We start from the raw sequence: 24,784 nt of genomic DNA on the forward strand, positions 1-24,784 counted from the left end.
TTTCTGTGTTACAGCTTGAAACGCTTAGGACTTTTACCCGCCTGTTGATTAGGCGCATCGTTAACCAGTGCGACCGCTTCCGTTAATTTGGGTGCGGACATTACGGACAGGTTTGCCAGTTCCGATTTTTTGAGTAATTGCCCAAAGCCGTCTTTCTTCGCTACCTCCATACGGCTCAATGAGAATTTGCCATTCAGGTACTTTACCCACATACTGCATTCTACACGGGGCTTGTCATCGCCAGACCATTGCAGGTAGCCTGTCAGCAGTAAGTCCTGCTTAGGCAAAGTATCTGCCCCTTTTTGGCAGCTTTCGAGGTATTCGCTGATACTGTCTTTCAGCTTTCCGGCATACGAACCCTGCGTATGGAAATACCCATTATATCCTTTATCGGTAAGGATTTTTGCGAACGTGCTTAAATCTGATAATGCTTCCATAAGATTGTTTTTTTAGCGTTCGATAACCTCTATATCCTTATTTTCCACGACTGCAAATTTTTCAATATTGAAGCCCTGCGGATTGTTGTCGGAACGAACGGAGTTGACGAGATAGCAGGAAGTAATCAAGTTGCGCCTGGTTACGTTGCTTGACCGGATAATGAACTGTTTGGCATAGGTACGCACTGCATACGGGTAGTTGTCGAAGTTGCACACGACACTATCCACCTCTATGCGTTGCTGTACGTTCCCCGAAATGATACGGCTGTAATAACCCTTTTCCGACAAGTCTTTGTAGTAATCAAAAGCACTTTTATCGGCAAGGTTGAACGCACGTTTCATATTGCTTTCAATAGCGTTCTTGTCGGGTGCAAGCGTAAAGAACAGTTCGTGAAATCTCCTGACGTGTTCCCTTGCTTCAACCGGGCGGTTGATGCTCGCATCCTGCGACAAGGCAAGCATCAGGGATTTGCCGTTATCCAGTACATAGATTTTTTGGCGTTGTTCTTCTGCAAAGCGGTAGGAACGCCATACGGCGTAACCTACCACGCTAATGCAGAGAACCGCAAACACAATGGCATATAATCTTATCTGCCTAAAGCTGTTTTCGATATTTCTTAGCGTTTTAAATTCCATTTTTTAGAATGATTAATGATTATTTATTCATCAGTTTACCGCCGATGTTTCCAACTGTTGAGCCTGCGCCTGCTCCGGCGATGTTTCCGGCTTTCATTGCTGTGGAGTTTACATTGCGGGTAAAGTTTCCTGCGCCTCCGGCTTGGATTACCCAACCTGTTACTGTCGGGATAGTAAAGTACCCGATGATGCCGATAATCATAAAAATGATGTACACGGTATTGCTCGTATCAGGTATATAGGTGGGGTCGGCAAGCATTGCTATATCCCGTTCTAAAATGAGGGATTGTATTCTTGCCAACATTGAGCTGAACAAATCCGAAACGGGAAGCCACAGGTAAACGCTGACGTACCTCGTGAGCCATTGCGTGAGCGTAGACTGAAATCCGTCCCATACGGAAATAGCAAAGGCTATTGGTCCGAGTATGGAGAGGACTATCAGGAAAAACGTTCGTATGGTATCAATGACCAAAGCCGCCGCCTGAAAGAGTATTTCCAATAGATTGCGAAACCAATCCTTTATGGCTTTCTCTATCTTGTAGGCTTGCCTGTCCATATACATACCCGCCATTGTACCAATGTCGGAGGGCGACCATCCCAGTTCGTCCAGTTTTTTGTCAAACTCTTCGTCTGATACCATATAGGCGGTTTCGGGGTTCCTTACCATTGCCTCGTATTCCAACTGGTCTTTCTGCTGTTGCAGCTTGTTCAGGTCAAGCACCTGGTCTTCGAGTATTTGGTGGGTTCCTACTACCACCGGGCTTAATACCGCATTGATGGTTCCCAAAACAATGGTCGGAAAGAACATAATGCAAAGCCCTAAAGCGAACGGGCGCAGTAAAGGGAACATATCAATAGGTTCGGCACGGCTTAAAGCCTGCCAAACCTTTAATGCCACATAGAACAATGCTCCCAATCCCGCCAAACCCTTAGCTACTGCCGCCATATCGCCTGCAAGCGGCATCATATCATCATAAAGCGACCGCAGGAGTTCGTGAAGATTATCCCATTCCATAGTTTACCAGTATTTTTGGTTAGCAGTTCCGTAGAGTTCAAGCACTCTTTGGGCATCGTTTTTCTTTTTCGCTCTTAGGTAGCTTACAGAAATGTTCTTATTGGTATAGTAGCGTACAAGGCTGTGGTAATCCTTAACTTCTTTGTACACACGGTCGATAATATCCATACGCTCTTTGTCATTCAGCGAAAGGTCTGTGGCGGTTATAATCTGCTTCAATTCTTTCAGCAGTTCGGTACTTTCATTGAGCAGTGCCGAATAACCGTTACCGATAGCGACCAATTCCTGTGGGGTAAAATTTGGGTCGTTCATCATCTTACCAAAATTCTGCACGTACATTTCGGACACATCGCCTACCAACAATACAGTTTGTTGCACCTTACGGGCATCTTTCACAAGGTTGTTGATAGCCTTCAGCTTGTCATAATATTCCTTGCCCTGGTCGTACACTTTCTTCACTTCGTTGAAGTTCTTTATCACATTGCTCACGGTCGAAGAAGTCTGTATGATTTCGTTCGCAGAGTTGATAATCCCTGAAGCCAAATTTGCGGGGTCGGTTACCACCCACTGGGCTTTTGCTGACGGTGCTACGGCGAGCATCAGTGCCGTACACACCAGATACAATACTTTTTTCATTGTTCTGAATTTTAAAATGTTAATGACTATTGATTTGCTTTGTCCCGCCTTTGCATTGCGATATGTTTAATGGCGAGTTCTACATTACCGTCCAATTCGGAAGCAAGCTGCATTACTTCCATTTTTTCGGTTTCTTCGGTCGTGTAAGCGAGGTATTCCTCCAAACTAACTTCGGTGGCATAGACTGCCGAGTGCGTACCACCTAAGCCAATCCAAACCTCTTTGTAAAGTCGGCTCGCATCGTTGTTCATATTGATGGAAAGTACCTGCCCTTTCTCTTTGTCCGTAAGTCCGAGCATCGCCTGTATGTCATCAAACTTGTTCATATACTTGCGTTGGTCAAGCAGGATTTTACAGTCGGAGTTATTGATGATACTTTCTTTCACAATGGGCGACTGGATGATGTCGTCAACCTCTTGTGTTACTACAATCGCTTCCCCGAAGAATTTGCGGACGGTCTTAAACAAATACTTGATGTATTCCGCCATTCCCTCTTTCGCTATCGCTTTCCAAGCCTCTTCAATCAGGATGAGCTTACGAATACCTTTCAGTCGGCGCATCTTATTGATGAACACCTCCATAATGATAATCGTGACTATGGGAAAGAGGATTTTGTGGTCTTTAATCGCATCAATCTCAAACACGATAAAGCGTTTGGATAAGAGGTCTAACTGCTTGTTGGAGTTCAGCAGGTAATCGTATTCCCCGCCTTTGTAATAGGGTTCGAGTACGTTCAGGAAGTTGGCAATATCAAAGTCCTTTTCCCTGACCTGCTTTTCTTCCAGTACCTTGCGGTAGTCGCCTTTTACATACTCATAGAAACCGTTGAATGACGGGTAAACATCTTCCGTTTTGATACGCTCGATATAACCGCTTACTGCATTGGAAAGGGCAACTTCTTCCGAACGGGTTGGCGGCTCATCATCACGTTTCCATAAAGTCAGTATCAAAGTCTTGATACTTTCCCTTTTCTCAATGTCGAACACGCCATCATCGGTATAGAAAGGGTTAAAGGCAATCGGGTTATCTTCGGTATAAGTGAAGTAAACACCGTCTTCGCCTTTGGTCTTTCCTTTGATGAGTTCGCATAAGCCCTGATAAGAGTTACCCGTATCTACCAACAGTACGTGTGCGCCCTGTTCGTAATACTGCCGTACCATATGGTTAGTGAAGAATGATTTACCACTGCCGGAGGGACCAAGTATGAACTTGTTCCGGTTCGTGATGATACCACGCTTCATAGGCAGGTCGGAAATATCCAAATGGATAGGTTTTCCTGTAAGCCTGTCAGCCATCTTGATACCGAACGGCGAGGGCGAATTGTGGTAGTTGGTTTCTTCCGTAAAGAAGCACAATGCAGGCTCAATGAACGTGTAAAAACTTTCTTCGCTCGGAAAGTCGCCTGCATTGCCCGGCATTCCTGCCCAGTACAAGGTAGCCACATCCGTAGTGTTGTGCCGGGGTTTACACTCCATCAGTGCCAATGCACTACCGCAATCGTTCTTTAGCTGTTTCAGTTCCGCAGGGTCTTCCGACCACGCCATAATGTTGAAGTGCGCACGGATGGAGGACAGCCCGAAGCTGTGGGCTTCGTTCAGGTACTTTTCTATCCACTCTTTGTTGATTTGATTGGCACGGCTGTACCTTGCCAGTGAGTGCATATTCCGTGCGGACTTCTCGAACTTTTGAAGGTTGTCTTCGCTGTTATCCAAAAAAATGTACTGGTTGTAGATGTGGTTGCAGCTTAACAGCAAACCCACAGGTGCAGCGAATGACAGGCGACAGTCGCTACGGTCGGTTGATAGCTTTTCAAAACGGGTATCTGCTGATACTGTTCCGGGCAGGTCGTCCGTATCGGAAAGCGTGTGCAGGCTTAACCTTTTGTTGCCGATGCGTACCTCTTCGTTTCCGAGTGCGATGTCCTGCATTGGTGTTGCGGCTCCCTTCGATAACGTGAGGTACTGTTCCAGTAATCCCTGTGTATTGTCCGTTCCGATAATGTCCTCTTCGGTCAAACGTTGCAGGCTTACAAAACCGCTATCGTTTACGATACGTTCAAACTGGGCGACCGCCTCCATAAAGCGGTGTATCGTTTCCTTGTTCCTGATTTCCTTTGGTATCAGCGTACCTTTGCAAAGCGAACTGAAGTTGCTTTGCATCCGTATTCTTTCCTTAGTGGTCTTCGTAAGGAACAGGTAGCAATAATGGTTCAGGAACGGTCGCTCGTTGAAATGGCGTTGATAAGACTTTGATAAAAAGCTCTGGTCTTCCTTTGCCAAATCGGGCGCATAGCTTTCCTTGATGTACCAATCCTGTTTGTGAATGACCATAAAATCAGGCAGGGTTTTAATCGCTTTGTGCCAGGCGGAATGTATGGCTTCGTATTCCGCAGAAGCGACTGTGAACAGTTCCGGCAAACGCACTTCAAAGCAAGCGGTAATGTCCGCATCTTTGGATAAGATGCAGTTGTTCTCTACTGCCAGCAACGGAAATTTGTTTTCCAGTGTGGTGGTCTTTGCTACATTTCTCATACGGCATTCTGTTTAGGTGTGAATTTTAAATAGCGGTGTACAGGCTTGCGGCAGATGATGTAGCGGGGATGCCTTTTATTGCCTGCAATTTTCATCAGCCCGTGTTCGCCGTACTTCCTGTTCAGCGAAAAGGTCTGCCATACGATGAGCGAAGCACCGCCTGCTCCGAGGAACAGGCAGATGTAAGAGTTTACGCCTGCCATATACAGTATCATCACGAGGATAAGCGTACCGAGCAGCCCGCCTGCGAAAATGAACAGGTATTGTGCTTTCAGCCCTTTAAATTCCACCGTCCTGCCGATGCCTTTGTTGATATTGTAATTCATAAGGCAAAGGATTAAAGGAAGAATGAACGCAGGATAGTAGCGGCAACAATCAGGAAGATACACGCACCGAACCACGAAGCTGCGGTCTTACTCGTGTCGGGGTCGCCGGAACTGAATTTGTTGTACACCTTAACGCCCCCGATTAACCCGACGACTGCACCGATGGCGTAGATTAACTGCGTTGCGGGGTCGAAATAACTTGTTACCATTTGGGTAGCCTCGTTGATACCTGCCGAGCCGTTTCCCTGTGCGAACGCACCAATTCCTGACAGCATTGCCACGGCTGCCAGTAAAACTTTTTTTCTCTGTTTTTCCATAATTGAAACACATTAATTTGTTACTGTTTATCCCGCACTTTGCGAGCTTTCGGGACAAATGTCTTATGGAAAAAGAGGCGTTACCGTAAAGTGGCAGTCAAAGGAAGTGTTTGGCTGTGAGTGGCTGTTAAAGCAAAAGGGCATCAGTTAACTGATGCCCTTTCAAATATTACTTATACTCGTAGTGCATTATTAAATTAAAGATACTTTAATTTTGTTCATTTTTCTATTAAATACAAAAACATTTACAAATTGAATAAAAGTTAGAGCAGTAATTTTACTTAAGATTCTGGTTTTAAAGCCATTAAATGATTTCGCATAATTGTTTCTTATTTTAAATTGGTCACAAAGTTGAGAAAATAGCGTTTCGATTCTCTTTCTTGATTTTCTAAAAATATATTTCTGCTTGTGATAATTTTTTTGGTTGCTTCTCATAGGTGTATCTAATTTTATATTCGCATAATTGAACAAATCTGTTTGCACTTGGGTGGATAAATAACCCCTGTCTCCAATCAACGTACAATTGTTCATTTGATGCTTGATATCTTGCAAAAAATGAATATCATGAATGCTTGCTGTAGAAATATCAAAACTTTGGAAAACTCCGGAAACAGAACAAACTGCATGTAATTTGTAACCATAATAATAACTCGATTGAGAAGCGCAATAACCTTTGCTGGGAAACGAAAATTCATTTTCCTTACAAATTTTAGAGCGGTTCGCTCTTGCGTTTTTGCAGATTTCTAAAGGCATCGAATCTACAATAAAAGTGGTTTCCATCTCATTAAATTTAGCAACCATAAGTTTTCTAATATTTTCCAAGTGTAAGAAAAGCTTTCTTTTTCTGCGATTAAACACACTTCTCTCAATCATTCCCTTTAGTTTTGAATTAGAGAGGTATCTAAACAACTGATATTCTGAATCTATCGATAAATATTCTGCAGAAATATTTATTGCAATGAGTTCTAAATCAGATAATTTTGGTTTAATTGGTTTGAAATAAAAATTTTCTTTGATGGTTAATTTTCTTAATTCCTTTAAAATAAAATCGTAAATTGCATCTAGGTTATTCATAATGTATTAGATTGGTAGTCAATACAATATACGAAATTTTCGTATTATGAGTAACCTTTTTTATAATGCACTACGGGTGTTTTATTATTTTGGAACACCACATAATATTTGCGACACAATATTTAGTTCTCTTTAAATCCTAAACTCGACTAATAACGAATCTATTGCTGAGATAAAGATTTACATTTTTAAACCATCGCAAAAATAAAGAACATCCCCTACAACTACCAAATTCTTCGCTAGCTCAAACAAATGTGCTTCCGATTCAAAAAAATGCATCAGGTATCCAGCTGTATTCGGAAAAACAATGAGATCACCTACTTGCGGAAATTTAGAAAAAGTAATCTTTCTTTTTAAAATTAACTCTTGTTCCAAACAATAAGCACCTACAAGAAAACCTTCGATAGCGTTGTTTTCTTCTGCATTTTCTGTTTCGGCAATATGAATTGGGTCCAACAAATAATCGGCACTCGAACTGCGCAGTTGTGTCCGGTTCATTTCAAGACCAAACAGCCAATTGCCGTCTGAATCCTTTTTACGGAATGCAATTTTGGCTACCGTTATACCGCATTGATCGAGTAACGAGCGCCCCGGTTCCATTCGTAATTCTATGTTCCGTTTTTTGAGCAATTCAAACAGTGGCTGTTGCTGAGTTGAAGAAAAGGAAGTCAGTATGGCTTTTAGAAAACCGGATTTGTTCAGCTCATTGTAATACGGATAGACCGTAGGTTCGCCGTATAGCTGATTGTTTAGCTTGATCATTCCCAAGGCATCGTTCTGATACGTAATAGGTTCTCTTTCTTCCAAAACGGCACGTTTGAGTTCACGGTGAAAATTTTCCCATTCGGATTTGTCGGACAGATAATTCATCAAAAATCCGCCGCCGATGTCCAGAGATTCGGTAATGATCCCTTTTCCATGCAATCGGTCTATGAGATCCAAAGATTGCTCGATGGCATGTACACGTTGCTCCAACGAATAGCCGTTCAGGTGAAAATGCAATCCGGTAAATTGTACCAAAGGTTCTTCATTGCGAATTTTCTGAATAAATACAAAGGCTTCTTCCGAAGTAAATCCGAATCGGGTGGGCAAGGTCTTTCCTTCGAAACGGAAACTTCCCAAACGAACATTAACCGTGATTTCCTTTTGCTTTTCCCGAACGATTTGTTGCAACAAATCCCATTCGTCCGGATTATCCAATACCACCGTTACCTGATGTTCCACTGCCAATTTAAGTAATTGTCTGTTTTTTACAGCAGCCGTCAGAATGAGGTCTTTCGGGGCGATACCCGCATCCAAACATTGTTTCAGTTCCCGGAAACTGGCGGTATCAGCTCCTTCTCCCTGTTTTGTAGCTTCTAGTGGGAAAGCCACGCATTTGTTAGCTTTTCGGGCAAAGAAGATTTTGTGTTTCAATCCCAATTTTTGGAAAACCGCTTGATAAGCCTGTATATTCTCCCGGAAAGGGATCAAAGAATGTACATTGACCGGAGATCCGTGCTCTTCTATCGCGGAAAGCAGCAATTCAGGATGTCCTATTTGTTCTTTTATCCAAGGATGTAATAATGGCGTTAAGGGAAGATGTTGTATGTGTTGATTTCTGTTCATTTAGAATTATTTCTTAGAGTTTTCAATTATGATTCACTAGAATTTTGCGGTGTTGTTCCAAAGTATCGGTTGCCCAATTTGATGCAAGATTGTTTTTTTTACGGGACAAGGAATCGTTATCCAATAAAAATCCTTCAGTGTTACTGCCGTACACATAAAGCGGAATATCTTTTTCATTAGTAAGCACTTTTCCGATGGCGTTCATCTTTACGCAACCGGGTCGGTAGCCATCATTTTGATAAAGTTCTACCAATTTATTTTTCCATAAATTTTGATATAGTTCCGAATTACTGACAGACAAATTCGGGCGGGCAATACGGGCATCAATGATAAAATCAACATTTTCCCGGTTTTCTTCGGATTGCAATATAAACTGATTTTCTTCTATATAATAAGTTAACTCCACAGCTGTTTCCCATTGAACCTGAATAATGCCTGCTATCATTAATGCTTTTATTTTTTTCATATTTTCAATCGGTGGTCCGTAACTCGTTCTGCAAAATGACCCAAACAATTCCTTATCCAGAAATTTTTGAGATTCACCTGTAAAACCTCCTTCCCGATAGATATTTGCTATAAATGGAGAGGCTTCCCGCCAAACCGCGGCGGCAGCCATCAGCGGACTTTTCAATTCGCCTTTTTCGGCTTCGGCAATCAAAAATTCCACATAACGGACATACGATTCCTGTAGCTTTCCTGTCTGTGGGATATTTGGAAACAACAAATCTCGATAGCTGAATCGTTCCTTTTCTGGTAGCGACGTTATATAGGCTTCCACATCACTTGCCTCACGGGTTTGAAGCTGCGTGCTGTAATAAGCGAAATTCAATTCCCTTTCCAGCCAAGGAAATATTTCGGTTCTGAAATCTATTTTTCTCTGCTTTTGAATGGTTTGTATTTCATCAAACCATTTTTCGTTCAGATAATGAAGCTTATAGGTATTTTCTCCATAGATTGGTCCACGAGGCATAATAGGCAGATGATTCCGGGAAAAGGGGAGCAAAACAGGTTCATTTCCGCTGGGAATATAGTTATCCGCTTTATCAAAGTGACCTCCTCTTCCTTCGGTCAGTTGCAAAGCAGCATCAATACATGTCAATCCCCAACCGATAATGCCGACCTTTTTCTTAGGTGGAATTTTGTCCAAAACCTGAACGGGATAAGCAGCGGTCAAATAATTTTCAGGAATGGAATTTTCCTGAAAATCGATCAATGGAAGATTGCGGTAACAATGTCCCGTGGTAAGTAAGACGTTGTCCAACCGGTAGTCACCGTTATCCGTTTGAGTCCATAATTTTCCCTCGGAATTTGATTCGATATTTCGGACTTTTTCAGGAATAAGTCTTAATTGGATGTTTTCGGATCTTGAACCGATGACCTGCATAGTAACATACTGCAAATAATGCCCCACCAAAGCCCTGGAAGCAAAATCAGTAGGCTTAACTTTCCTTTCATCCGTCCTGAATTTTTGAATCCAATCCATGAAATTCAAATAGTTTTTTGATGCACTTTTAGTTCTATCCCAAGCATCAACATGACCGATACAATAGTTGATGAGCAAATAGTCAGGTTGGTCAACTTGATAGTTCGGACCACATCCGAAATCTTCCGTATCGTTAAACCATAGAATTTGCCAATTGCCTGATATTTTTTCATCTTTTATACGACTAAACAATTCCTCCAAAGCGTATAAGCCTTTCGGGCCTCCACCTACTATGCCTACATTAAAAATCGAATCATTACCCGGTACAAAATCTGATTGCCGGTGGATCTGTTTATGGATAAAATCTTTTCCCTGACAAGTTTCCGATGCTATATGTATGGTTTTCCAAATCACTTTTCCAATGAATTAAATTGTTGGTTAACCCAATCTTCGGAATAAATGGTATTCAGGTATCGTTCGCCGTTATCGGCAAAAATGACTACTACGCTGCTGTTGTCCGGGATGTCTGGCAATTTCTTTTCGACAGCCTTTACCACAGCTCCTGAAGAGCCGCCTGCCAATATGCTTTCGGTTTTCAGCAAATGATGGCACCCTTCTACGGATTCCCTGTCCGAAATCAGCACCACATCTGCTACCTGTTCAGAAATCAAAAAATTAGACGGACGACTGGCACCCATTCCGGGAATGATTCTCTTATTAGGTTCGTCACCAAAAATCACACTTCCCACAGCATCTACGGCGATGATTTTGGTACGTGCGTTGTGCTTAAGGATCGCATCGCCCAGTCCACGTAATGTACCACAGGTGCTGGTAGATACAAAGATATAATCAGGATTTTTATCCAAAGTATTGGTTATTTCTAAAAAAGTTTGCTCGTGTGCCAAAGGGTTATCCATATTGTGATACTGGTCTGGCCAAAAGCTATCGGGAATTTCCTGTAGCAATTCCTGCACTTTGCATAATCGCGTGTTGAGATATCCACCTTTTCCGTCGTGCTTATCGACTGTGACAATTTCCGCCTCGAAAGCTTTTAAGATGTTGACGGTTAAAGCATTGATATGCGGATCGGTCACGAGCATCAAACGCAACCCGAAATAATGACATATACGAGCCAGCCCTATACCCATATTACCCGAAGTGGATTCTATAATGGTTGTATTTCCGCTCACTATACCTTTGTCCATTGCATTCTTTAAAATATTGAATGCCGTACGATCCTTGATGCTTCCACCGGGGTTAAACATTTCCAATTTACCGTAAAATTGTACCTTTGAATCGCAAAAAACCCGATTCAAAGGTATCAATGGCGTATTCCCTATACAACTCAAAATTCCAGGATGTTGTGGTATTTTTGTCTTATCCATAAGAGATAGATTTTAGTTAAATTGATAGTCCATCTCTGCCAGTTACCCGGAGTAATATCAATCAATCATATATAGGTAAAACAAATTCTATGCCGGAACTTTTCTCGGTTTTTCCCTCTCCCATACACGATGACCTTTCATTGCTGTAATGAAATCATTGGTCAGGTCTTTTTTGCTTTCCAAAATCACACCCTGGTCTTCTTTAACTAAAGTTTCCTTGATAAGCTCTTCAGCCCCTTTGGCAAAAGCAATGGCTTTACAATGGCGGAAACCTTCGTTAATGAATTGTATGTAATCGGGATTTTCCGCTAATTTCTTTACAGAATCTCCATCGGGCGTATAAAAAGCATCATATAAAACAGACGTATCCGTGAGGTACGAATGTTGTACATCTTCCGTTCCACCTTCTTTAAACTTCAGTTTTCCTACGTGTGAAGCAATCAGTACGGCTTGTGCCCCTTCTTTTTCCAAAGCTTTTTTCATCCTGTCCACAGAGGTTTTACTAACACCGTCATCTACCAAAAAGGCTACTTTACGGGTTTTGATCGTTCCTTCTCCGGGTTTAATTTTCATACTGAGAGCTTTTGATTTTTCTACTTCTGGCTTTTTCGGTTTGATCGGATATTCCGGATGATTCTGGCGGGCGAACTTCAACGTTAGTTCGTCCAGTTCTTTCGGAGGAGTCAATCCTAAGTTATCGCCTACTTTTTTAGCTAAATCCTTGTCGATCTGGTTCAAAATCGCCAATTCTCTTCGACGGATGTTCACATCATCTACCTTGGACAATTCAAAACTCAAAGCGCTGATAATGTGTTCCTGCTCTTCCGGGCTTTGAGAATGAAAGAACAAGCGTGCCTGTGTAAAATGATCTGCGAACGAATCTGAACGGGCTCTCACCTTTGACGCATCAATAGGTTGTTTATGTGATTGGAAACCCGTTTCACCCTTCAGCATGGCGTGATATGGACAGCCTTCTGCTTTGCTATTAGGGAAATAACTCACAGCACCTGTAGGAATATCCATTTTTGAAAAACCATCCTTCTGATTATTATGTTTCCCGTTTACAGGACGATTTATCGGCAATTCGTGAAAATTCGGTCCTCCTAAGCGGTAATTTTGTGTGTCCATATAGGAGAAAATTCTTCCTTGCAGAAGTGGGTCGTCCGATACATCTATCCCTGGAACTAATCTTCCCGGGTCGAAAGCGGATTGTTCTGTTTCTGCAAAGAAATTTTCAGGGTTCCCGTTTAAGGTCATCGTTCCGATGATTTTTACCGGAACCAATTCTTCCGGGATTATTTTGGTGGGGTCCAAAATATCAAACGAATACTTCATTTCATCTTCTTCCGGAATGAGTTGTACACCCAGGTCCCATTGTGGGAAATCACCTTTTTCGATTGCTTCCCACAAATCCCTTCGATGAAAATCCGCATCAAAACCTGAAATTTTCTGTGCTTCGTTCCACGCTACGGAATGAACGCCCAAACGGGGTTTCCAGTGGAATTTTACGAAAGTGGCTTTACCTTCATCATTGACAAATTTGAAGGTATGTACGCCAAAGCCTTCCATCATCCTAAGGCTGCGTGGAATGGCCCTGTCCGACATCACCCACATGATCATGTGGGCAGATTCGGGCATTAATGAGATGAAGTCCCAAAACGTATCGTGAGCAGAAGCTGCCTGTGGCATTTCATTATTTGGCTCTGGTTTTACCGCATGCACTAAATCAGGAAAATTCATGGCATCCTGTATGAAGAATACCGGAATATTGTTTCCAACCAAATCGTAATTCCCTTCTTCGGTATAAAACTTCGCAGAAAATCCTCTTACATCTCTGGCAAGGTCTGTTGAACCTTTAAATCCTGCTACAGTAGAAAAGCGAGTAAAAACAGGTGTCTTTGTTCCTTTTTTTAAAAAAGCAGCAGTGGTATAATCTGATACATCGGCAGTTGCCTCAAATACACCGTGCGCTGCCGAACCCCGAGCATGCACCACGCGTTCCGGAATACGTTCGCGGTCGAAATGTGCCATTTTGTCAAAATAGATATGGTCTTGTTGTAAAGACGGGCCTCTATTTCCTGCTTTTAGCGTGTTATTGTTGTCGTAAACTGGCACACCATCATTGCTAGTCATTACCTTTTGATCATTGTCGGTCAAATGCTGGCAAAGCTGATCTGTTTTTACATTTTTTTCTTTTTCCATAGCCTGTAATTTTATGATTGTTTATACTATTTATTTTAGTAAATCAACTTCCAAAAGACTAAATATACAACATTAAATATTAAGTCTTGTTTGTTTTATACTTCTTTAACACAATGTGTTAAAGAATAAAAATAAGAACGAAGTTTGGCACAATTGACCAACCTCAAACTGCTAATTGTAGAATAAAAAGATAAAGTAGATTATGTAGTGTTAACATGCTTGCGTTATGTTTTTTACAATATAATTGCTTATAAATTTTGATTAATAATAAAACGGACAACATGGTGGATATAATTAAATAGTTTGGTTAATCTCTTTGAATTTGTACGTCGACGGCTTTTTCTTCGCAGCGTAATTCATATTTTTTTATTGGCTTAGAATATACATTTACTTTTTGGTGAGTGGTTGCAAATGAATTGTCGTAGATATATGATGGGCTTCCAAATAATTTGCTTTCAATGGTAATGGATGAAAACTGAGCAAAGTTCTGGCCGCCATATACAAAACATAGGTCTGCAATTTGATTAATTTTTTGAAGCTTTTTTACGTTCTCCGTTTTATCATCTGGCATTAATACAAACAAATAATCTCTCGCACGGCTGATTGCTACATTCAGAATGTTGTGCTTATTCAAAAACATATCTGGGTTTCCTTTGATGTAATTAGGTGGATTGAAAATTGTAAATATAGCGTCGCATTCATCTCCTTGGAAACCGTGAATTGTTCCTACTGAAATCTCAACAAATTCATTGTTTGTAAATTCTTGGGAAATTATTCTTTCAATGATGTCGGACTGTGCACGGTAAGGACATATAATTCCAATTCTAAAGAGCTCTTCCTGCTTTGCCATTCTTTCTTTTGCAATATGCAATACCAATTCGACAGTGAATAACGCCGAATAAATATGGTATTTTGAACCTTCTAAAGAATTAGGTTTGAAGATACTCTCGAATTTAGCAACAGGAAATTTTATAACATTCAATGCTTTGAAATCTACATTATCAATCTTTAATACCTTTTGTTCTTCGTGGGTTCTATGGTGTTGGAGAAGATCATCATATGTAAAAACGCTGAAAATCCTACCAACACTTGGAATGCTTCGATATTGGGTTTCCCTTTTTACAATAGAAAAATTATGAGGTTCCGTTTGTGGTTCTTTAAAGGAATTTAAATTAACCATTGTGTAAATGTTTTCATCCTGCCATTCTGGAACACGAGAGATCGGAGAAATCTGGAATGGATCTCCTGCGATAATAATTTTTGCCTGTGTTTGTCGGTAAATTACATTTACAATATTTGGTAACGTAATCATTGATGCTTCATCAATGATCACAAAATCCCACGGAATTTCGCTTAAATAATTCTTTTGGAATGAGCCTTCAGGTAAAAAGAAATCGTACGAAAAACGTGCGATCGTAGATATCACAGTTGCTTTATTATAATTATCAATATCTATTTTCTTAAAATCTTCGCTTAATTCTTCTGCTACTTTTGTGTCACCACTAAGACCGAACCTAATAAGCCATTCAAGATATGAATTACCCGGCTTCATTTTCTCCATTATTTTTGCAGAAAGCACGTCAGCGGCTTTATTGGTAGGTGTAAGAACCAAAATCTTTAAGTCTTGGTTTTTCTTCATTTCAGGAATGATTACCTGGTCTGCTAGATAAGTTGTTTTTCCTGTTCCTGGAGGTCCAAAGATGAATTCAATATTTTCTGGCAATTGTTCTTTTAGGTTATCTTCCAATTCGAAATCTAAACCGATTAAATTGCTACGCAATTTTTCTAAAAGAAAAATTGGATTTTTTATATCAATTACTGCTTTGGTAACTTTTGAGAAATCTATATTTCTTACCTCCGATACTCTTCTGATTTTTGCTCTTACGGTATATTCCTTCACATTAACCACTTCGACAGAAACCTGTTTAATTTCATTGCCAATGAAAAGATTAATCAAAAGATCACCATGTTCTTCAATTGAATGAGGAATTGGTCGGACAGGTTTACTCAAAATAAGCATACGACTATCATCGTTTTCCATTTGCGCAGAACCAAAAGAAATACTTATGTCTTTTCCGGAAGTATTTAATTCAACACTGTCACGATATTCCAATTCCATCAATGCCTTAAACCATCCGAAAGTATATTTTTCATGGGCAACAATATCATTTTTCAATTGCTCCATTAACTGAATTTCTTCGAGCTCGCGCTGAACTTCTTCAATTCTTTTTTGATATTCTTCCTCAAGATTTATCGGTGGGATATAGTTTACATTTTCTTCAAAATCTTCCTCGTCCTCCTTTTTGGAAATCTGTGTGGAAATTTCTTTTTCTTCGTCAAAATTTTCAGAAATCTTGTCAAACAAAGATTCTGCAATTTTTTTGATAGTGTTTTTTACTTTTTTCTTCTTCTCCGTTACTTCGGGAATATCATCTTCACTTTCATGATCCGGAAACAAATCTTCCTGCACAGGACTAATAACAGTTTTTTTATTTTTATTTTTCTGCAATTCTTCTAATGCCGCCATCACTTCTTCTTCTGATAATCCTAATGAAGCGATTTTTTTACCTAAATCATATATTTCCTGCTGGTCATCGGAAAGTTCAGGATCATCAAATGATGTTTTAAACTGCAAGACAGAAATAAGATTTTGTGCTAATGATGAAGAAATATCATAATCATTATGTAATTGATCAATCGTTATTTCTTGTGGTATAACAAGTTTATTTTCTTTGTCATAAAGCCATGGAGTTGTTCGCAAAGATCTCAGTGCAGATGACTCAAAAGAAGTAAAAAAAGGTTTTCGTTTATTTTGAGGTTTGTATTCGAGAATACCCAATAAACCGAAAGCGTGATGTGCTTCATCTGAGTTTTGACGAATTAATTCTTTTAATACTTGCCAACCTGCTAAAGAAGTCTCAAATGAAATATTTTCCTGGAATAGTTCTAAACCTTGTATTTCCTTATCGTATAAAATATTAGTCCTATTGTCTTTGTGGGCACTCAACTGGAAATAGTCTAACAAACCACGATTGGGGTAATCTTCAACTGTCTCAATATCTGGGTGGTTTTTTACTTTTAGAATATCCAAAATAGAATGAAGTTTCGCTAACTCTTCCTTTGTAAAATGAGCTTCGTAAAATCCTTCATCGAAAAAGACTGCACTCTCGAAACCGTCAAAGTATAATAGTAAATCGGATGTCGGTTTATACAAATCAATTGACCGATACAGATATACTTCATCCTCAGCTTTATTTGACCTTCCTCTAAACAAATGTAACTGTGAAATTCTTTCAATATACTGTTCAAATTCTGATGTGTCTTGTGACTTAAAAAAATCAATTAGTGTTCTGGTATGATTAATCAAATCTTCATCATCAATAGTAATTTCATCTTTATCGTAGTTTTTGAGAACTGTACTTAAAAAAACAGCCTTAATATCTGGCATTGAAAGACCTAAATTTTTAAAAAATAGTTTACCTATTTCCGACCGATAAAGATCATGATGTACCGTATTGAAATCTGTTTGAGTAGGAGTTGGAAGAAAAATTTTATAGTGGAGTCTTTTCTTATCATAGGGTGTAATAGCCGTATTATCCTCAGAAAGAACTACTGGGTAATCTTTAGAGATTGCAAGAAAAGACGGTCTGTCATTAAGATAATCATAAAATTTAAGCAACCATTCTATTGACTGTTTCTCAATAAATTCTTTCGTGATTGATCGGATGATTTTTTCCGGAGTAATTATTTCAGAAACAAAATTTCTTAAATACTGGTACAATTGAGGATTTGTTTGCTGTGCATATTTTTGACCTAAATCTGGAAATACGAAACCCGCATTGGGATTAGCCATTAGATGACTCAACTGATCATCAGAAAATAGATCGACTAACTCTCTATCCGCTGCCCAATATGCCTTTTGTTTTTGGAAAAATTTGTTATTTCGCCCTGGTAAAATTTCTTCTTCAGTAAGTAAATCAGAAAGTTCTTTATAGAAAGGTAGGAAGGATATACGATCCGCGCTTTCTAAATCCTCAAACAAAGATGGATTATATGGAAATAAGTCATAAAAGGTATTCTGGATGCCATCGGACGCTTGTATAGTTTTGAATGTAGTTTACAGAAATCGTTGGAATTGGTCCGTGAAACAAAACACATTGTAGAAATACCCGGAACGGAGTAAAATAGACAATTTCAATGCACAGTAAATTGTATATTTATTGTAAAACTTCGCCAGTATGGTCACAATCAATAAAACAAAAGGGCATTTATAAAAATATATTAGAGCAGGCGGAGAAGTTTATTAAATTCAGGTAGTCATAAATTATTTTACGATAGGATGCAGTATAATATCAAATGAAAAATTCCTCACACCTAACCCTCTCTCAACTCAACGGCATCATTCAGTAAAAATTGAATAAAGCCTTTTTTATGCAACATTTCTGGATTGTTGCAGATATTACGGAGCATAGTTTTAAAGAGAAAACCGGCTATCATTATTTTGAATTTATAGAAAAAGATGTTCGCACCAATCTTATTGTCGCCAAAATAAAAGGAGCAGCCTGGGGAAATGCTTCTCAGAGAATCAAGGATTTTGAAAAAAGTACAGGTCAAAGGTTCACCAATAACATTCATGTTCTTGCAAAAGTGAGTATTAACTTTCACAAAGTATTTGGTCTTTCCCTGGAACTGATAGAAATTGATCCGTCTTTTACTTTGGGAGTGATCGAAACCAAAAGACAGGAAACACTTTTGCGGCTTGTCACTAATTATCCGGCCATTATACAGAAAATAGGGGAGCAGTATACCACTTATAACTCGATGGCTCATACCAGTACAAAAACTTGCACAAAGAAAGCTGAGTTTATTATTACGCATAACAAGAGATTTGAGGACAGACTAGGTTGATGGTCTAAAAATTGTATTAAAAAAGCAAACATTAAAACAAGAAATCATGGAACCATCGAAAAAAAACAAACCTGCATCAATAGTCATTATAGGAATTGCAGCTATAGTTATTGCAATTATTTCTTATTTTATATTACTTTCTTTTTTCCCTGAGTTGTTTCAGGACTTGCCTACCGGAGAACAGCAACCTATCACAAAATAAATAAATTTTTATACTGAGAACTACACAAGTTGAAAGTTTTTAGTCATAATAAAGCCGTCCCAGTAGAATAGGACGGCTTTTTAAATAATAGGTGAAAGAATAAAAATCAGACTCGTTAGTCGTGTCGATTTTCTAAGTTTTTAAATTTCTCATAAGATGCTTTTAAACTGTGAAGTTGATCCTGAACTACTCTCGAACTTTCAGGACATAAATCACCGCTTTCCAAAGCCTTTTCGTAAGCTTCAATAGCTGCATTTTCGCCGAAGGTAACATTTTCTAAAGTTGATTCTGCATTATCGCTCGAAAAAGCATTTTTCACATCAATCCAAGTACGGTGTAGCCCTCCTGCTACGGTAGTTGAATCATCTGCATCTCCATTTCTTTCAGAGATTAAACTCTTCAGTTCTAGTCTCATTTTTTGCGACTGATCAACCATATTGTTGTAATCTGATTTAAGATTAGGATATTTTTCCCACACCTTATCTTCAACCTTGTTGAAACCTTCAATTCGATCATTTGTGATTTGTAAAAGATCGTTCAATGTTGATACTGTTGGATTGTTCATAATATTTTATTTTTTTTGGTTACCTATAAGGAATCAATGGGTATGCCATCAAATTATAAAATCTGTTAAGATTAAAATGGAAAAAAAAAGTCATTGGTAAAAAATTTGTATTTAGAAGTAAATTACTATATGGTAGTATATCCTATTTTTTAGTGATAATAAATAGCAAGGATGCTTACTCCGTTAAGTTAATTTCATGAAAAAAGCGATTCCCTCTCCTTTCACTTTTTTAAAATTAACTTTAATTAGAATTGCTGCAGGAGTAATTTTAATTTAGTAATACACTTTGAAAATAGAAAGTAGTATGGAAAAAAAAAGTAAAAAAAAGGTCCGGCCAGAGCAGAAACAAAGACGACCCGGATTAGAAGATAATATGAGGCCTATTCCTGAGACTGCTCCGCTAAAAAATTCAGCAAATGGAAAGTTAAAAGGTAAGACCGCACTAATAACGGGTGGCGACAGTGGTATTGGTAAAGCAGTCGCCCTTTTATTTGCAAAAGAAGGTGCTCATATCGTGATAGTCTATCTCAGCGAAAGTAAAGAAGCAAAGCAAACCCAGAAGCTTGTGAAGCAATATGGTGTAAACTGTCTTATTATAAAAGGCAATCTTTCTAAAGAAGATAATTGTAAAAAGGTTGTGAAAAAGATGGTAGATGAATTTGGACGTATTGATATTGTTGTCAATAATGTAGGGCTTCATTGGGAATGTGATTCAATTGAGAAAATAAGCAGCAAACAGTTATTAAAAACTTTTGAAAATAATTTTTTCTCCTATTTTTGGATTACAAAATATGCACTTCCTTACCTTAAAAAAGGAAGCACTATCATCAATACGTCTTCGGTAACTGCATATAGAGGTAGTCCAAGCCTTCTCGATTATTCGGCGACCAAAGGTGCAATTATTTCCTTTACCAGAAGTCTTTCCTTGCAACTAATTGATAAAGGTATTCGCGTAAATGCCGTAGCACCTGGTCCAATTTGGACTCCCTTAATTGTCTCATCTTTTGACGCAAAGAAAAATTCAGAATTTGGAAGTGATTCACCCATGGAACGTGCGGGAATGCCAAATGAAGTTGCTCCTTCCTATCTATTTCTTGCCAGTGAAGATTCCACGTACATTAATGGTCAAGTTCTTCACCCGAATGGAGGAGAAATTATTAATGGTTAATTCAAAAGTAAGAGTTATGTAGTTATGTTTTGGTAATTTGATATAAAGTATAACAAACTAAATTTTATAATTGTTATAAAACATATCTACATTTGCTACATGAAACTCCAGGCAATTATAAGAGAAACAGTTGAACCAAAACAAGGCAAACTTCCGCAATCGGTCATTGTAGAATTTCTTGGTGACAAAGAAAAACAGCATTTTGAAGTACTGTTTTATGATCTGGATCCCTATTACCTTAAAATACGAAAATGGGATATTTGGGAATTAACCATAAAATGGAAAAGTGAAATTTTTGTAGATTCAAAAACAAAAGCTAAATCATATTTCACGTATTTGGTTTGCAGTAATGCGCTTCCAATACATCAAATGGAAAAATAGCAGTAATAAGAAAAAAGTGTATTTTCATAAAACAAATGTTTTTTCCGACTATAAGATTTGATGGTATAGTTATTGACTTTTTTTCGGTTCAAAGTATATAATAATGTGTAATCGAGTTGATAATTACGGTCTTTCAATTTCTGAAGTATCAGAGGAACTTCAAGCTGAAATTGTTGAAAATAATTATTATTATTCCGATGAAATCAATGCATTTCAACGACCTACAATTCCTGTTGTATTAGAACATGAAGGTCGAAAAATTACGCACGCCACATGGGGAATAAATAAAGATATTCCGAAAGATAAACCTGCAAAAGGAATTAATCTAACTGCCGAAAAATCACACACATTCTATAAAAAGGTTGAAAATAATCGTTGCGTAGTTCCGGTTACCGGATTCTATGATTGGATGCATATTACAAATCCTGGAAAGAAGACGCCGTTAAAAGTTAAGCATAGGATGCACTGGAAAGATTGCGACCATTTTTATATTGCAGCTTTTTACGATATATGGGACAATAGGGAAATAGGTTTTGGGTTAGTAACAACAATTTCAAATTCCTTAATGAGCATAGTTCATAATTCTAAACTCAGAATGCCTCTTTGTCTTGATGCAAAAATGGCTGATAGATTTTTAAATGACGAACCCATAGAAGAATTTACATTTCCTACCTTTGATCCAAAGTTGGTAGGTGTAAATTTAGAGCCCAATAAAATACCACAAACCCTATTTTAATGGTAAAAATTATTTTGTAATCATTGATATTTAGTAAGTAAATTTTGATGAAGAGTATTTTGACGATTCTGATCGCACGGAGTTATATGTTTATTTATCTGAGATGGTAGATGAAGAAAGTTTTAGTTTTCTAAATCAAGTTTTTTTTTTTACGAGCAGAGAAATCTTATGAAGGAAATAGTACAGGATAAAATACAATATCTTAATACAATTAAAGGAGTTAGATTTTAATGACTGATTTATATAAATTGGTGAACAATAATTCTTTCCTATTTGATATCGCGTATAAGTAAAGCCCTGCTTTTAGCAGGGCTTTATTTAATTATTTTTTATTTAGATCCATGGATCTAAAACCACCTTTACACAACCATCCTCTTTTTTGTCAAAGATGTCGTAACCTTTAGCTACTTCGTCTATTGACAGTCGATGTGTGATAATATCGTCTAGGACTACTTTTCCATCATTTACATATCCTATTAATTCATCGATAATGGCATGTACGGGACACTGTCCCGCCTGTATTCTTAATCCCTTATCGAATATTTGACCGACTTTAAAATTATCATAATTGTAGGGGTAAACTCCAAGAATGGAAACCTTACCGCCTCTGCGGACTGCACTCATACAAGCTTCTATAACTTTAATTGAACCTTTCTCCAAGTTAATAACAGCTTTTGCTTTATCTATTAGATTTCGATCTGGCTCGAATCCCACAGCATCAATACATAAATCTGCACCACGACCATGGGTCAGGCTTCGTATGTGTTCAATTACCTCTTTACCATCTTTCCACAAAATCGTTTCACACCCAGTTAATCTTTTAATTTGGTCTAAGCGATATTGTTGAGTATCCACTACAATAACCTGCCCGGCATTTTTTAGAATAGCACTTTTTGCGGCCATACTTCCTACGGGTCCTGCACCAAATATTGCTACGGTTTCACCTCCTTTTAACTCTCCCCACATCACCCCAGTATACCCTGTTGGAAATATATCTGTTAAGAATAATGCTTGATCATCCGTTAAATTATCTGGAACTACTCGTGGGCCGAAGTCTCCATATGGAACTCGTACATATTGTGCTTGCCCGCCATCATAACCCCCGTATAAATCGGTGTAACCAAACATTCCACCACCTTTTTCGGTCATTATTCCACCTTCAGGTCCATAATTTTCTTCATTACTATGCTCGCAAGCCCCAGGTAGATCGTGATTACAAAAATAACAGCATCCACATGCTACTGGGAAAGGAACAACAACACGATCACCCACCTTTAATTTAGTCACTTCGCTACCGATTTCTTCGACTATTCCCATAAATTCGTGACCCATTGTCATTGGTCTTGGTTGAGGAATACCTCCGGAATACATATGAAGATCACTTCCGCAAATTGCTGTAGATGTTACTTTCAAAATTATGTCAGAGGGCTCTTTAATTTTAGGATCGTCTACCGTATCACAAGTTATTTTTCCGGGACTGTGAAAAACTGCTGCTTTCATAATTTTGAATTTTTAAGTTATATTTAATTCTATCAAAAATATTGCCACTTATTTAATGATTATAAATAAAACTGTTCTTTATTTTAATAATATTCGTTTGTAAATACAAATAATATTAAAAATTAAAAATCTGAAACATTACATTGAAGCCTGTCGGGAACATTCCATTTATTCAGACTTTTAATTTTATTTTTCACTCAGTATTCTATTTTTTTCACGCTTCAAAACCATTTCCCTGTCGCTTTGCTATCGGTCAATTCTTTCTCAGCTAAAAATAAAATATTTTCGGAAAAAGTGCCACCGCTTTGCCCACGCTTAAAAAAATTGCAGATTTAAAAAAGCAATAAATCTAAAACATTCTAATTCCCGCCATTTATTTAGACCTATTGCTTTTATTTTTCACTACCTATACTATTTTCTTTACGTTTCAAAACCATTTCCCTGTCGCTTTGCTATCGGTCAATTCTTTTTCAACTAAAAATAATATAGGTTCGGAAAAAAATTAAATCGCAATTTTTCTTGCCACTTCTTTGCCCGAGCTCATATTGAATTTCTGTTTTGTTTGAAAAATTTTCTACTGACTGGGAAGTTATTGATAGCGTTTTAGGGCATTCCAAAAAACGTAGAACTCATCTACTTTTCTTTCATCCCATTTCTGGTGTTTTTCTGTATGCAAAATTAAAAATGGAAGTCTTCCTAAAAAAATGAATTTGGGAATCCATCAATATTTACTCTTCGATTAATTTAAATATTGACGAACCCACCTAAACCCTTCGGGCAAATTCATTTCTGGCTTCCACGTTGTTTCAGTTTTAGAAATCATTCCTTTTTTAAAGTCATTTAGCAAAGAAAAAGGCACCTCAATTATACGAATAAAGATAAAAGCAGTGAGTTCTTTGACATTTTCGAACCCCCCTAAAACCCTTTAGATAATAGTTCTTCCCAGTCCGCTATAAAATCTTTCAGCTTAAAAAAAACGTGTCCTCATTACCAAATAAATAACTAAATAAGTTAATAACTAAATAAATAATTACATATTATGAATGCAACAGCCCCCAAAACCCACAGTTCAAAAAGTAAAAAAAATCAGATTTCTAAAAAAGGTGAAGATAAATTTATCTCTAGAATTATTGAGAATTTAGATAAAGTAAAAACCTAGGATTGGGAACTTTACACCACATATAAATTTCAAGCACCAAAAAACCTATTTAGTCAGAATACTTATAAAGGATTCAATTTATTGACTTTACTCGTAGTGCATTATTAAATTAATTCAATTTTAAGTCTATTCATTTTTCTATTGAAAACAAAAACATTTACAAACTGAATGAAAGTTAATGCTGTTATTTTGCTCAATACCCTTGTTTTAAAACCGTTAAAAGATTTTGCGTAATTGTTTCTGATTTTAAATTGGTCGCAAAGTTGAGAGAATAAAGTCTCAATTCTTTTTCTGGATTTTCTGAAAATATATTTTTGTTTTTGATAATTTTTTTGGTTGTTTCTCATGGGTGTATCCAGCTTTATATTCGCATAATTGAACAAATCTGTTTGCACTTGGGTGGATAAATAACCCCTGTCTCCAATCAACGTACAATTGTTCATTTGATGCTTGATATCTTGCAAAAAATGAATATCATGAATGCTTGCTGTAGAAATATCAAAACTTTGGAAAACTCCGGAAACAGAACAAACTGCATGTAATTTGTAACCATAATAATAACTCGATTGAGAAGC

21 protein-coding genes are annotated in these 24,784 nt (G+C 38.1%); 5 read left to right on the plus strand and 16 right to left on the minus strand.

The annotated features are described in order from the left end of the window. Nucleotides 1-8: 8 nt before the first annotated feature. The 13 genes from AP75_RS04750 to AP75_RS04810 form a co-directional block, all read right to left on the minus strand. On the minus strand, nt 9-437 hold the full coding sequence (locus AP75_RS04750; protein ID WP_031503685.1) for a hypothetical protein: 429 nt from the start codon (nt 435-437) through the stop codon (nt 9-11). 12 nt (nt 438-449) lie between these two features. Then, on the minus strand, nt 450-1,073 hold the full coding sequence (gene traK / locus AP75_RS04755) for a conjugative transposon protein TraK (protein WP_024566594.1): 624 nt from the start codon (nt 1,071-1,073) through the stop codon (nt 450-452). A 19-nt stretch (nt 1,074-1,092) separates the two neighbouring features. Continuing rightward, complete coding sequence (traJ, locus tag AP75_RS04760; protein ID WP_024566595.1) at nt 1,093-2,088, minus strand: conjugative transposon protein TraJ; 996 nt, start codon at nt 2,086-2,088, stop codon at nt 1,093-1,095. 3 nt (nt 2,089-2,091) lie between these two features. Next, nucleotides 2,092-2,724, minus strand: a complete 633-nt coding sequence (locus AP75_RS04765; RefSeq protein WP_024566596.1) for a DUF4141 domain-containing protein — start codon at nt 2,722-2,724, stop codon at nt 2,092-2,094. Between the two features lie 26 nt (nt 2,725-2,750). Then, on the minus strand, nt 2,751-5,255 hold the full coding sequence (locus tag AP75_RS04770) for a TraG family conjugative transposon ATPase (protein ID WP_088263716.1): 2,505 nt from the start codon (nt 5,253-5,255) through the stop codon (nt 2,751-2,753). Then, nucleotides 5,252-5,581, minus strand: coding sequence for a DUF4133 domain-containing protein (locus AP75_RS04775; protein WP_072885918.1), 330 nt, complete (start codon nt 5,579-5,581; stop codon nt 5,252-5,254). The genes AP75_RS04770 and AP75_RS04775 overlap by 4 nt, the downstream gene beginning before the upstream one ends. 11 nt (nt 5,582-5,592) lie before the next feature. After that, nucleotides 5,593-5,898: a DUF4134 domain-containing protein gene (locus AP75_RS04780; protein WP_002979435.1), complete on the minus strand. Its 306-nt coding sequence runs from the start codon at nt 5,896-5,898 to the stop codon at nt 5,593-5,595. 192 nt (nt 5,899-6,090) lie between these two features. Beyond that, a complete protein-coding gene (locus AP75_RS04785) occupies nt 6,091-6,972 on the minus strand; it encodes an IS982 family transposase (protein WP_088263717.1) in 882 nt (293 codons plus the stop codon). 180 nt (nt 6,973-7,152) lie between these two features. Further along, nucleotides 7,153-8,580 carry a Y4yA family PLP-dependent enzyme gene (locus AP75_RS04790; RefSeq protein WP_088263718.1) on the minus strand — a complete coding sequence of 476 codons (1,428 nt, stop codon included), beginning with the start codon at nt 8,578-8,580 and terminating at the stop codon, nt 7,153-7,155. A 22-nt stretch (nt 8,581-8,602) separates the two neighbouring features. Further along, the gene (locus AP75_RS04795; RefSeq protein ID WP_031504442.1) at nt 8,603-10,417 is read right to left on the minus strand and encodes an FAD/NAD(P)-binding protein; all 1,815 of its coding nucleotides are present in this window, start codon (nt 10,415-10,417) and stop codon (nt 8,603-8,605) included. Further along, the gene (sbnA, locus tag AP75_RS04800; protein ID WP_031504440.1) at nt 10,414-11,388 is read right to left on the minus strand and encodes a 2,3-diaminopropionate biosynthesis protein SbnA; all 975 of its coding nucleotides are present in this window, start codon (nt 11,386-11,388) and stop codon (nt 10,414-10,416) included. Before sbnA ends, AP75_RS04795 begins: the two co-directional genes overlap by 4 nt. An 87-nt stretch (nt 11,389-11,475) precedes the next feature. Continuing rightward, on the minus strand, nt 11,476-13,590 hold the full coding sequence (locus tag AP75_RS04805; protein ID WP_088263719.1) for a catalase: 2,115 nt from the start codon (nt 13,588-13,590) through the stop codon (nt 11,476-11,478). A 307-nt stretch (nt 13,591-13,897) separates the two neighbouring features. Beyond that, nucleotides 13,898-17,632: a DEAD/DEAH box helicase gene (locus AP75_RS04810; RefSeq protein ID WP_088263720.1), complete on the minus strand. Its 3,735-nt coding sequence runs from the start codon at nt 17,630-17,632 to the stop codon at nt 13,898-13,900. Between the two features lie 389 nt (nt 17,633-18,021). Here AP75_RS04810 and AP75_RS04815 point away from each other — a divergent pair, with 389 nt between their 5' ends. Both AP75_RS04815 and AP75_RS14235 read left to right on the plus strand, forming a co-directional pair. Next, complete coding sequence (locus AP75_RS04815) at nt 18,022-18,498, plus strand: exodeoxyribonuclease VII large subunit (RefSeq protein WP_088263721.1); 477 nt, start codon at nt 18,022-18,024, stop codon at nt 18,496-18,498. Nucleotides 18,499-18,544: 46 nt separating this feature from the next. After that, nucleotides 18,545-18,700 (plus strand): hypothetical protein, encoded by a 156-nt coding sequence (locus tag AP75_RS14235; RefSeq protein WP_158212067.1) that lies wholly within the window; start codon nt 18,545-18,547, stop codon nt 18,698-18,700. Nucleotides 18,701-18,815: 115 nt separating this feature from the next. Here the strand turns inward: AP75_RS14235 and AP75_RS04820 are convergent, their stop codons facing one another. Then, the gene (locus AP75_RS04820; protein ID WP_088263722.1) at nt 18,816-19,265 is read right to left on the minus strand and encodes a ferritin-like domain-containing protein; all 450 of its coding nucleotides are present in this window, start codon (nt 19,263-19,265) and stop codon (nt 18,816-18,818) included. A gap of 304 nt (nt 19,266-19,569) precedes the next feature. Between AP75_RS04820 and AP75_RS04825 the strand changes: the two genes are divergently transcribed. The 3 genes from AP75_RS04825 to AP75_RS04835 all read left to right on the plus strand — a co-directional run bounded on the left by AP75_RS04825 (nt 19,570) and on the right by AP75_RS04835 (nt 21,550). Further along, nucleotides 19,570-20,433 (plus strand): SDR family oxidoreductase, encoded by an 864-nt coding sequence (locus AP75_RS04825; RefSeq protein ID WP_088263723.1) that lies wholly within the window; start codon nt 19,570-19,572, stop codon nt 20,431-20,433. A gap of 99 nt (nt 20,434-20,532) precedes the next feature. Beyond that, the gene (locus tag AP75_RS04830; RefSeq protein ID WP_088263724.1) at nt 20,533-20,814 is read left to right on the plus strand and encodes a hypothetical protein; all 282 of its coding nucleotides are present in this window, start codon (nt 20,533-20,535) and stop codon (nt 20,812-20,814) included. Nucleotides 20,815-20,917: 103 nt separating this feature from the next. Then, a complete protein-coding gene (locus tag AP75_RS04835) occupies nt 20,918-21,550 on the plus strand; it encodes an SOS response-associated peptidase family protein (protein ID WP_031504426.1) in 633 nt (210 codons plus the stop codon). 333 nt (nt 21,551-21,883) lie between these two features. Here the strand turns inward: AP75_RS04835 and AP75_RS04840 are convergent, their stop codons facing one another. Next, nucleotides 21,884-23,050, minus strand: a complete 1,167-nt coding sequence (locus tag AP75_RS04840) for a zinc-dependent alcohol dehydrogenase (RefSeq protein WP_088263725.1) — start codon at nt 23,048-23,050, stop codon at nt 21,884-21,886. Between the two features lie 1,263 nt (nt 23,051-24,313). Next, nucleotides 24,314-24,784 (minus strand): IS982 family transposase (locus AP75_RS04845; RefSeq protein WP_143755812.1); only part of this gene is annotated, 471 nt, incomplete at its 5' end.

Origin of the sequence: Kaistella haifensis DSM 19056 (assembly GCF_000735695.2) — a bacterium.
Taxonomy (GTDB): Bacteria; Bacteroidota; Bacteroidia; order Flavobacteriales; family Weeksellaceae; genus Kaistella; species Kaistella haifensis.